This is a genomic window from Microbacterium sp. p3-SID336 (assembly GCF_025143365.1).
Taxonomy (GTDB): domain Bacteria; phylum Actinomycetota; class Actinomycetes; order Actinomycetales; family Microbacteriaceae; genus Microbacterium.
Genome location: NZ_JALXPE010000092.1, coordinates 1 through 9,959, shown reverse-complemented (window position 1 = coordinate 9,959; position 9,959 = coordinate 1). Strand labels below are relative to the sequence as shown.

Sequence of the window (9,959 nt, the reverse complement as noted above, 5' to 3'; positions counted from 1 at the left end):
GACGGGGAACAGCCGGGGGCTCGTCCGTGGCGCCCGCCTCGGCGGTCTCAGCGGCAGCCGGCGGCGGCGTCGATGTAGTTCTGCGGCGGGTAGCCGTATGCCCAGACGCCGTTGGCGTCATCGGTGAAACCCATGCTGATGGCCCACGCCGTCGCCCACTTCTCGATGCTGTCCTGCGTGGACGAGTCGTACATGCCGACGCACTTGACGCTGATCGCGTGGCCGACCTCGTGCGCGACGAGCGCCCTGCTGCGCTCCGCGGGCCACTGCTGCGCCACGGAGTCCGAGAGCTGGATGATCGCTCGACCCGGTTGGTCCCACCACCAGGTCGTGTACCCGCCCATGCTGCCGTTCGCTCCGGCACCGTTCACGGTCGGCGCCCAGTCGAACTCCAGCAGCACACCAGGGGCGAGGGACCGCGCGAACGCCTCGACCTCGAGCCGCGCGCGCTGCAGCGGCCCGGCCTTCTCGGCCAGCTCGGCGGCTTCGGTCGTCAGGACCTGTGTGGCGGCGGCCTGCAGCGCGACATAGGCGGTGGCCGTCGTGTCGTCCACGACGGTCACCGCGGCGGCATCGGCGGCGGCGTCGCGCAGGGCGATCACGGCGTCGTTCCGCGCGGAGGGGTGCGCGGCTTCGAAGGCCGCCGCGTCGGCGCCTGCCGTGGCCACCACCGCGACACCGCTGTCGATCACGGCACTGCGTCCCTCCGCAGCATCGGTGGAGGCGGCCTTCAGATCGTCCACCAGATCATCGACCCGCTCCTCGTCGGCCTCGCGGTCGGACGTGGCGCCGAACAGCTCCCAGAACCACGCCGGCTTGTCCTGCGCGGCCGGCGGGGCGAGCGCGGTGACCTTCTCCACCTCGGCTCCGATGCCCTCGCCGTCGGCGACCGCGGTGGTCAGCGCGGCCCAGGCGTCCTCCGGAACCGGAAGCGCGGCATACCCGGTGTCGAGGATCACGTGCCCGGCGTCGGTCGACTCCAGCAGCGCCGCGTAACGGTGGTCGACCTCTCCGCGCTGAGCGTCGTAGGTGCGCAGGGCGGCGTCGACGCGCGCCTGCGCGGCGTCGTAGCCGAGGTTCGCGGAGACCTGGGCGACGGCGAGGCCGGCGATGACGGCGACTCCGCCGAGCACGCCCACGAGGACGCGTGCCGGAGGGCGGCGGCGACGTGCGGTCGTCGTGCGCGCCTTCGGCGGCTCGTGTGCGTCGGAGGAGAGCACCGGCGGCAGGCGATGACCGCCCTGCCGAGCGGGACTGTGGTCCGCAGGACGCGAGGGGAGGGCTTCCGTCACGACATATCCATTCGCTGGTGTCTTCCGGTCGGGGACTGCGTGCATCTGCTGTCAGCGTATTGGACGCGCCGGGTGAGCATCGTCGCGGATGCCGCTGCCAGGATGAGCACATGGCAGGGGTGACGGTGCGGCCGATGACCGCGGACGAGTTCGACGAGTGGATGGACGCGGTCGCGCGCGCATATGCGCAGGAGCAGGTCGCGGCCGGGCGGTGGGAGGCCGACGGTGCGGTGCGACGGGCGCGCACGGAGAATGCGCGCATGCTTCCGCAGGGGCCGGACACGCCCCGGATGCTCGTGCTGAGAGGCCTCGACGACCACGGGCGTGCCATCGGCCGTGCGTGGGCGGGGCTCGACCATCCGCGTGGCGCGCCCGGCGTCGCCTTCCTCTACGACATCGAGGTGGAGGCGTCGCGTCGGGGAGAGGGGCTGGGGCGCGGGCTGCTCGCCGCCGTGGAGAAGGCGGCGAAGGACGCCGGGGCGGCAGCGCTCGAACTCAACGTCTTCGGCAGCAACAGGCCGGCGATCGCCATGTACGAGACCGCGGGGTACGAAGTGGTCACGCAGCAGATGCGGAAGCAGCTCTGAACGGGCGGATACTGCGAAGAAGTGGAGGGGGTGACGGGAATCGAACCCGCGCAATCAGTTTGGAAGACTGAGACTCTACCATTGAGCTACACCCCCGGAACCGGTGTCCGGACTCAACGATCATAGCGGACGGTCGGGTGTGCTCCCGTCCGTTAGACTCGGTGGGGCTGAATCTGCGTGCGGATTCCCCGGGGCGTAGCTCAGCTTGGTAGAGCGCCCGCTTTGGGAGCGGGAGGTCGCAGGTTCAACTCCTGTCGCCCCGACTCAGACCCTCGACTTTTCAGCCGCGTCCATCGCGGAAACCACAAGGAGAACACACCAGCATGGCGAACAGCACCGTCGAGAAGCTGACCCCGACCCGGGTCAAGCTCAGCATCACGGTCACCCCGGACGACCTCAAGCCGAGCATCGCTCACGCCTACGAGCACATCGCGCAGGACGTCCAGATCCCCGGCTTCCGCAAGGGCAAGGTGCCCGCTCCGATCATCGATCAGCGCATCGGCCGCGGCGCCGTCATCGAGCACGCCGTCAACGAGGGCCTGGACAAGTTCTTCCGCGACGCGACCGCCGAGCACAAGCTGCGCATCGTCGGCCGTCCGGCCGCCGAGATCACGCAGTGGCCGAACGAGAAGGACTTCTCCGGCGACCTGCTCGTGGACATCGAGGTCGATGTGCGTCCCGAGATCGAGCTGCCCGACTACGCCGGCATCACGCTGACCGTCGACGCGGTGGAGGCCGACGAGGCCGCTCTCGACGCCGAGCTGGACAACATGCGCGCCCGCTTCGGCACGCTCATCCCGGTGGACCGCCCGGCCGCCAAGGGCGACTTCGTCGAGCTCGACCTCGTCGCCACGATCGACGGCGCGGAGATCGACCGCGCCGAGGGCGTCTCCTACGAGATCGGCTCCGGCGAGCTGCTCGAGGGCATCGACGACGCGGTCGAGTCGCTCACCGCGGGCGAGGACACCACGTTCCGCTCGGCACTGGTCGGCGGCGACCACGCCGGCAAGGAGGCCGAGGTCTCCGTCACCGTCAAGGCCGTCAAGGAGCGCGAGCTGCCCGAGGCCGACGACGAGTTCGCGCAGATCGCGAGCGAGTTCGACACCATCGCCGAGCTCCGTGCGAGCCTCGCCGAGCGCGTGGCGCAGCAGGGCGTCTTCACGCAGGGCTCCGCCGCCCGCGACAAGCTCGTCGAGACGCTGCTCGAGCAGATCGAGATCCCGGTGCCGCCGCAGCTCATCGAGGACGAGGTGCACAACCACCTCGAGGGCGAGGGCCGCCTGGAGGACGACGTGCACCGCGCCGAGGTGACCGAGGCGAGCGAGAAGCAGTTCCGCACGCAGGTCCTGCTCGACACGATCGCGGAGCAGGCCGACGTGCAGGTCTCGCAGGAGGAGCTTTCGCAGTACCTCATCCAGTCCGCCGCGCAGTACGGCATGGCTCCGCAGGAGTTCGTCGAGGCGCTGCAGTCCTCCAACCAGCTGCCCGCCCTCGTCGGCGAGGTCGCCCGCAACAAGGCGCTCGCGATCGCGCTCGGCAAGGTGAAGGTCGTCGACACCAACGGCAAGGCCGTGGACCTGTCGGACTTCGTGGTCACGGACGACGAGGCTGAGGCCGCGGAGGGCGAGACCGCCGCAGAGGCCGAGGAGAAGCCCGCCGCGAAGAAGAAGGCGCCCGCGAAGAAGGCGGCTGCCAAGAAGGACGCCGACGCGGAGGAGAAGCCCGCCGAGGAGAAGAAGGCCGCGGCCAAGAAGCCGGCCGCGAAGAAGGTTCCGGCCAAGAAGGACGCCGACGCGGCCGAGTGATCGACACGATCGGATGAGAAGGGCGGATGCTGCGGCATCCGCCCTTTTCGCATCGACGAAGGAGAGCGGGATGACGAACTGGGATGACCGCATCGAGCAGGTGTGGGCGCAGGCCGCCGGCGATGAGGTGGGCGACGACACGATCGCGCGGATCGACGCTCTCGCCGCGGAGCGGGGGCCCGACGACGCACGGGCCGAGTTCGAGCGCGCCGGAGCCCGCGACTCCGCGGGGCGCCCGGCCGAGGCGGTCGACCTCTACCGTCGTGCACTCGCGCTCGGCCTCGACGACGAGCACCGCCCGCAGTGCGTGATCCAGCTGGCGAGCTCGCTGCGCAACCTGGGCGACTACGACGAGGCGCTCACAGTGATCCGCGCGGAGGAGGAGCGGGCGCCAGACGGCCCGTATCGCGACGCGGTCGCGGTGGTGCAGGCGCTCATCCTCGCGAGCTCCGGCCGTCCCGCGCAGGGCCTGTCCGTGGCGCTTCTCGCGCTCGTCCCGCACCTTCCGCGCTACCACCGGTCGATGACCGCGTACGCGCACGAGATCGCCGAGCTCGACACCTGATATGCCGACGGCGAACACGACCTGAGGGCTGTGCGCGCGCCGGTAGATTCGAATCACTGAAACACGGAAGCAGGAGCTGACATGGCTGAACCCCTCGTCGCGACAAGCGTCTTCGACAGGTTGCTGAAGGACCGCATCATCTGGCTCGGCTCGGAGGTGCGAGACGACAACGCCAACGAGATCTGCGCGAAGATCCTCCTTCTCGCCGCTGAAGACTCCGAGAAGGACATCTACCTCTACATCAACTCGCCCGGCGGCTCGATCACCGCGGGCATGGCGATCTACGACACGATGCAGTTCGTGCCGAACGACATCGTCACCGTCGGCATCGGCATGGCCGCATCCATGGGCCAGCTGCTGCTCACGAGCGGCACCAAGGGCAAGCGCTACATCACGCCGAACGCGCGTGTGCTGCTGCACCAGCCCCACGGCGGCTTCGGCGGCACGGCGAGCGACATCCAGACCCAGGCGCAGCTCATCCTCTCGATGAAGAAGCGCCTCGCGGAGATCACGGCGTCGCAGACCGGCAAGCCGGTCGAGCAGATCAACGCCGACGGCGACCGCGACCGCTGGTTCACGGCGGAGGAGGCCCTCGAGTACGGCTTCGTCGATCACATCCGCGAGCACGCCAGCGATGTCACCGGCGGCGGCGGCACGGGCGTCGAGTAAGGATGCGAGAGGACACCATGTACACACCCACGTTCCAGTCCGCTGGAAACCTGCCCTCCAGCCGCTACGTGCTCCCGCAGTTCGAGGAGCGCACGGCCTACGGCTTCAAGCGTCAGGACCCGTACAACAAGCTGTTCGAAGACCGCGTGATCTTCCTCGGCGTGCAGGTCGACGACGCCTCGGCCGACGACGTGATGGCGCAGCTGCTGGTCCTGGAGAGCCAGGACTCCGAGCGCGACATCACCATGTACATCAACTCGCCCGGTGGCTCGTTCACCGCGATGACGGCGATCTACGACACGATGCAGTACGTCGCGCCGCAGATCCAGACCGTGGTGCTCGGTCAGGCGGCCTCGGCCGCGTCGGTGCTGCTCGCCGCCGGTGCGCCGGGCAAGCGTCTCGCCCTGCCGAACGCGCGGGTGCTGATGCACCAGCCGGCGATGGGGGAGGCCGGTCACGGTCAGGCGTCGGACATCGAGATCCAGGCCGCCGAGATCCTGCGCATGCGCACGTGGCTCGAGGAGACCATGGCCCGTCACACCGGCAAGCCGGTCGAGCAGGTCAACCGCGACATCGATCGCGACAAGATCCTCTCCGCCAACGAGGCTCTCGAGTACGGGATCGTGGACCAGGTGCTCACGTCGCGCAAACGCGCGTAGCGACACCCGTTCGGAGGGCGTCGGCCGCAGGGCCGGCGCCCTTCGGCGTGTCCGGCGGATGTGCGGCACGTCTGCGCGTCCGTGCGCATATGAGCAGTGAGATGCGCGAACGCGGAATCCGGCCTACCCTGGAGAGGGAAGGAGGACACCGTGGAAGAAGATCTGCTCATGGTCCGCGTCGCCGAGCTGTACTACGACGAGGACAAGACGCAGGACGAGATCGGCGGTCTCCTCAAGATCTCCCGCTGGAAGGTCGGCCGGTTGCTCACACAGGCCCGCCAGCGCGGCATCGTCCGCATCGAGATCGTGCACCCGCGGGCCCGCCGTCTCGGGCTGGAGCGCGAGCTGGTCGAGCGGTTCGGTCTGACCGACGCCGTGGTCGTGCCAGCGCCGGAGGGCGACGACGGCACGCTGGAGCGCGTCGCCCAGGCCGCCGCTGACTTCCTGACGGCGCTGCGCCCCGTTCCGCGCACGCTCGGCGTCAGCTGGGGCAAGACCCTCCGCGCGGTCGCCGAGGCCCTTCCGGACGGATGGGCGAACGGCGTCACCGTCGTGCAGCTCAACGGCGGTGTCAGCCTGAACCGCCGATCCGGGGGAGCGGCAGGCCTCGCCGTCACGATCGCCCAGCGCGCCTCCGGCCAGGTGTCCCTGCTGCCGAGCCCCGCGATCCTGGAGCACGTCGAGACGAAGCGAGCGATCGAGGGCGACCGCACGGTCGCGGCCGTGCTCGAGGAGGCCGCCGAGGCGCAGGCCTTCCTGTTCACCGCCGGCCCCTGCGACGCCTCCTCCGCCCACGTCGAGAACGGCTACCTGACCCCCGACGACGTGGAGGAGCTCGCACGTCGCGGTGCGGTGGGCGACGTCCTCGGCCGCTACGTCGACGCCGAGGGCAACATCGTCGACCCGCAGCTCGACGCCCGCACGGTGGGCGTGTCCCTGGATCGACTGCGCGGCGCGGCGCGGGCGATCTTCGTGACAGCCGGACCAGCCAAGCACGACATCGCCCGCACGGTCGTGACCAGCGGCCTGTGCGGCGTCCTGGTGACCGATGAGACCACAGCACGAGCATTGTTGGAGGAACAGTGACGACGAAAGAACTCAGCCGCAGGGCGGCGGTGGACGTCCTCGGCGGTGAGCCGGACGACGCCACGCTCCGCCGCTTCCTGCACGGACTCCCCGGCGTGGACGCCGTCGGACTCGAGCAGCGCGCCGCCGCGCTCGGGACCCGGTCGATCAAGACCACCTCGAAGGCCTGGGCCCTCGACACCATCATCAGGCTGATCGACCTGACGACGCTCGAAGGGGCGGACACGCCCGGCAAGGTGCGCTCGCTGGTGGCCAAGGCCAAGACCCCGGACGCTGCCGACCCCACCACGCCCCGTGTCGCCGCGGTATGCGTCTACGGAGACATGGTGGGTGGCGCCGTCGAGGCGCTCGGCGGTCTGCACGGCGACCCCGACGACGGCCTGATCTCGGTCGCCGCCGTCGCCACCGCGTTCCCGAGCGGGCGCTCCTCGCTCGCGATCAAGCTCGCGGACACCGCGGAGGCCGTGGCCGCCGGGGCCGACGAGATCGACATGGTCATCGACCGCGGCGCGTTCCTCTCCGGCCGCTACGGCCTGGTCTTCGACCAGATCGCCCAGGTCAAGGAGGCGTGCCGCCGCGAGGACGGCTCGTACGCCTCGCTCAAGGTCATCCTGGAGACCGGCGAGCTCAACACGTACGACAACATCAAGCGCGCGTCCTGGCTCGGCATCCTCGCCGGCGGGGACTTCATCAAGACCTCGACGGGCAAGGTGCAGCCGGCGGCCACCCTGCCGACGACCCTGCTCATGCTGGAGACGGTCCGGGACTGGCACCGGGGAACGGGCGAGCGCATCGGCGTGAAGCCGGCCGGCGGCATCCGCTCCTCGAAGGACGCGGTGAAGTACCTCGTCACCGTCGCTGAGACCGTGGGGGAGGAGTGGCTGCAGCCGCACCTGTTCCGCTTCGGCGCGTCCAGCCTGCTCAACGACGTGCTCCTGCAGCGTCAGAAGCTCCGCACCGGCCACTACTCGGGCCCCGACTACGTCACGATCGACTGACGGGAAGACGACCATGTCATTTCTGGAATACGCTCCGGCACCGGAGTCCAACGCGATCCTGAACCTCAAGGACAGCTACGGCCTGTTCATCGACGGCGCGTTCGTCGACGGCTCCGGCTCCTCCTTCACCACGATCTCGCCCGCGAGCGAGAAGCGCATCGCCGAGATCGCCTCGGCGAGCGACGAGGACGTGGACCGCGCCGTGGCCGCCGCCCGCCGCGCCTACGACAAGGTGTGGTCGCGGATGAGCGGCCGGGACCGCGGCAAGTACCTCTTCCGCATCGCACGGCTCGTGCAGGAGCGGGCTCGCGAGCTCGCGGTCGCCGAGAGCCTCGACAACGGCAAGCCGATCAAGGAGAGCCGCGACGTCGACGTGCCGCTCGTCGCCTCCTGGTTCTTCTACTACGCGGGCTGGGCCGACAAGCTCGACTACGCGGGCCTGGGCGCGAACCCGCGCGCTCTGGGCGTCGCCGGCCAGGTGATCCCGTGGAACTTCCCGCTGCTGATGCTCGCGTGGAAGCTCGCTCCGGCGCTGGCCGCGGGCAACACGGTCGTGCTCAAGCCCGCCGAGACCACGCCGCTCACCGCGCTGATCTTCGCGGAGATCCTGCAGCAGGCGGACCTTCCGGCCGGTGTCGTCAACATCGTCACCGGTGCCGGAGCGACGGGTGCCGCGCTCGTGCGTCACCCCGACGTCGACAAGGTGGCGTTCACCGGCTCGACCGGCGTCGGCCGGGACATCGCCAGGGCGGTCGCGGGGACGAAGAAGAAGCTCACCCTGGAGCTGGGCGGCAAGGCCGCGAACATCGTGTTCGACGACGCGCCGATCGACCAGGCGGTCGAGGGGATCGTCAACGGCATCTTCTTCAACCAGGGTCACGTGTGCTGCGCGGGCAGCCGTCTGCTGGTGCAGGAGTCGATCCACGACGAGGTCGTCGACCGGCTCAAGGAACGGCTCTCCACGCTGCGTCTGGGCGATCCGCTCGACAAGAACACCGACATCGGCGCCATCAACTCCGCCGCACAGCTGGCGCGCATCCGCGAGCTCAGCGACATCGGCGAGGCGGAGGGCGCCGAGCGCTGGACCGCCGACTGCGCCATCCCCGAGCAGGGTTTCTGGTTCGCGCCGACGATCTTCACCGGGGTGGAGGCCTCGCACCGCATCGCCCGCGACGAGGTGTTCGGCCCTGTCCTGTCGGTGCTGACCTTCCGCACGCCGGCCGAGGCCATCGCCAAGGCGAACAACACCCCGTACGGGCTGTCCGCGGGGATCTGGTCCGACAAGGGCTCGCGCATCCTCGCGGTGGCCGACCGGCTCCGCGCCGGTGTGGTGTGGGCCAACACCTTCAACCGCTTCGACCCGTCGAGCCCGTTCGGCGGCTACAAGGAGTCCGGATACGGCCGCGAGGGCGGCCGACAGGGGCTCACCGCGTACCTCAAGGGAGCCGCAGCATGAGCAAGCGTCTGACCGTTCCGAAGACCTACAAGCTCGCGATCGGCGGGGCGTTCCCGCGCAGCGAGTCCGGACGCACGTACGAAGTGGTCTCCCGCAAGGGCGGCTTCCTCGCGAACGCCGCGAAGGCGTCCCGCAAGGACGCCCGCGACGCCGTGGTGGCTGCGCGCGCCGCCGTCAAGGGCTGGTCCGGCGCGACCGCGTACAACCGCGGCCAGGTGCTGTACCGGGTCGCGGAGGTTCTCGAGGGGCGTCGCGCCCAGTTCATCGACGAGGTCGTCGCTCAGGAGGGGGTCTCCTCCGCTGCCGCCGCCGCGCAGGTCGACGAGGCGATCGACCTCTGGGTCTGGTACGCGGGCTGGTGCGACAAGTACGCGCAGGTCGCCGGCAACGCGAATCCGGTGGCAGGGCCGTACTTCAACATCTCGGTGCCGGAGCCCACGGGCGTCGTGGCCATCGTCGCGCCGCAGGACTCCGCGCTGCTCGGGCTCGTCTCGGTGGTCGCGCCCGCACTGGTCGCGGGCAACACCGTCGTGGTGATCGCCAGCGAGCAGTACCCGCTCTCGGCGATCAGCCTGGCCGAGGTGCTGGCGACGAGCGACCTGCCGGGCGGCGTCGTGAACGTGCTGACCGGCTCGCCCGCGGAGATCGCTCCGTGGCTCGCATCGCACCAGGACGTGAACGCTCTGGACCTCGCGGGTGCGGGAGACCTGGACTGGGTCGACCTGCAGATCGCGGCGGCCGACACGCTCACGCGCGTCCTCGCCCCCGGAGAGGTCGTCGCGTCGCCCGAGCGCATCGGCGCCTTCACCGAGGTGAAGACCGTGTGGCACACCAAGAGCATG

General features: G+C 70.0%; 10 protein-coding genes and 2 tRNA genes. 10 read left to right on the top strand and 2 right to left on the bottom strand.

Going from position 1 to position 9,959, the window contains the following annotated elements; genetic code table 11:
* Positions 1-47: 47 nt before the first annotated feature.
* Positions 48-1,292 carry a hypothetical protein gene (locus M3C17_RS18250; protein WP_259979474.1) on the bottom strand — a complete coding sequence of 415 codons (1,245 nt, stop codon included), beginning with the start codon at positions 1,290-1,292 and terminating at the stop codon, positions 48-50.
* A gap of 110 nt (positions 1,293-1,402) precedes the next feature.
* Here M3C17_RS18250 and M3C17_RS18245 point away from each other — a divergent pair, with 110 nt between their 5' ends.
* The gene (locus M3C17_RS18245) at positions 1,403-1,879 is read left to right on the top strand and encodes a GNAT family N-acetyltransferase (RefSeq protein WP_259979473.1); all 477 of its coding nucleotides are present in this window, start codon (positions 1,403-1,405) and stop codon (positions 1,877-1,879) included.
* A gap of 22 nt (positions 1,880-1,901) precedes the next feature.
* Here the strand turns inward: M3C17_RS18245 and M3C17_RS18240 are convergent.
* A tRNA-Gly gene (locus M3C17_RS18240) sits at positions 1,902-1,975 on the bottom strand.
* A gap of 93 nt (positions 1,976-2,068) precedes the next feature.
* Between M3C17_RS18240 and M3C17_RS18235 the strand changes: the two genes are divergently transcribed.
* The 9 genes from M3C17_RS18235 to M3C17_RS18195 form a co-directional block, all read left to right on the top strand.
* Positions 2,069-2,142: transfer RNA gene (locus M3C17_RS18235), tRNA-Pro, on the top strand.
* 60 nt (positions 2,143-2,202) lie between these two features.
* On the top strand, positions 2,203-3,684 hold the full coding sequence (tig, locus tag M3C17_RS18230) for a trigger factor (protein WP_259979472.1): 1,482 nt from the start codon (positions 2,203-2,205) through the stop codon (positions 3,682-3,684).
* Between the two features lie 70 nt (positions 3,685-3,754).
* Positions 3,755-4,249 (top strand): tetratricopeptide repeat protein, encoded by a 495-nt coding sequence (locus M3C17_RS18225; RefSeq protein WP_259979471.1) that lies wholly within the window; start codon positions 3,755-3,757, stop codon positions 4,247-4,249.
* A gap of 81 nt (positions 4,250-4,330) precedes the next feature.
* Positions 4,331-4,918, top strand: coding sequence for an ATP-dependent Clp protease proteolytic subunit (locus M3C17_RS18220; protein ID WP_025105018.1), 588 nt, complete (start codon positions 4,331-4,333; stop codon positions 4,916-4,918).
* A gap of 17 nt (positions 4,919-4,935) precedes the next feature.
* On the top strand, positions 4,936-5,577 hold the full coding sequence (locus tag M3C17_RS18215; protein ID WP_025105017.1) for an ATP-dependent Clp protease proteolytic subunit: 642 nt from the start codon (positions 4,936-4,938) through the stop codon (positions 5,575-5,577).
* Positions 5,578-5,727: 150 nt separating this feature from the next.
* Positions 5,728-6,663 carry a sugar-binding transcriptional regulator gene (locus M3C17_RS18210; protein WP_259979470.1) on the top strand — a complete coding sequence of 312 codons (936 nt, stop codon included), beginning with the start codon at positions 5,728-5,730 and terminating at the stop codon, positions 6,661-6,663.
* Entirely contained in the window at positions 6,660-7,661 is a 1,002-nt protein-coding gene (deoC, locus tag M3C17_RS18205) for a deoxyribose-phosphate aldolase (protein WP_259979469.1), read from the top strand. Before M3C17_RS18210 ends, deoC begins: the two co-directional genes overlap by 4 nt.
* A 13-nt stretch (positions 7,662-7,674) precedes the next feature.
* Entirely contained in the window at positions 7,675-9,117 is a 1,443-nt protein-coding gene (locus M3C17_RS18200) for an aldehyde dehydrogenase family protein (protein ID WP_259979468.1), read from the top strand.
* On the top strand, positions 9,114-9,959 hold an 846-nt coding region (locus M3C17_RS18195; RefSeq protein ID WP_259979467.1), incomplete at its 3' end, for an aldehyde dehydrogenase family protein. The genes M3C17_RS18200 and M3C17_RS18195, both read left to right, overlap by 4 nt.

Bases quoted from the DNA above. Each gene is read 5' to 3' on its own strand.
- M3C17_RS18215 (WP_025105017.1), top strand. From the start codon at position 4,936: ATGTACACACCCACGTTCCAGTCCGCTGGAAACCTGCCCTCCAGCCGC.
- M3C17_RS18220 (WP_025105018.1), top strand. From the start codon at position 4,331: ATGGCTGAACCCCTCGTCGCGACAAGCGTCTTCGACAGGTTGCTGAAG.
- tig (WP_259979472.1), top strand. From the start codon at position 2,203: ATGGCGAACAGCACCGTCGAGAAGCTGACCCCGACCCGGGTCAAGCTC.
- M3C17_RS18225 (WP_259979471.1), top strand. From the start codon at position 3,755: ATGACGAACTGGGATGACCGCATCGAGCAGGTGTGGGCGCAGGCCGCC.
- M3C17_RS18245 (WP_259979473.1), top strand. From the start codon at position 1,403: ATGGCAGGGGTGACGGTGCGGCCGATGACCGCGGACGAGTTCGACGAG.
- M3C17_RS18200 (WP_259979468.1), top strand. From the start codon at position 7,675: ATGTCATTTCTGGAATACGCTCCGGCACCGGAGTCCAACGCGATCCTG.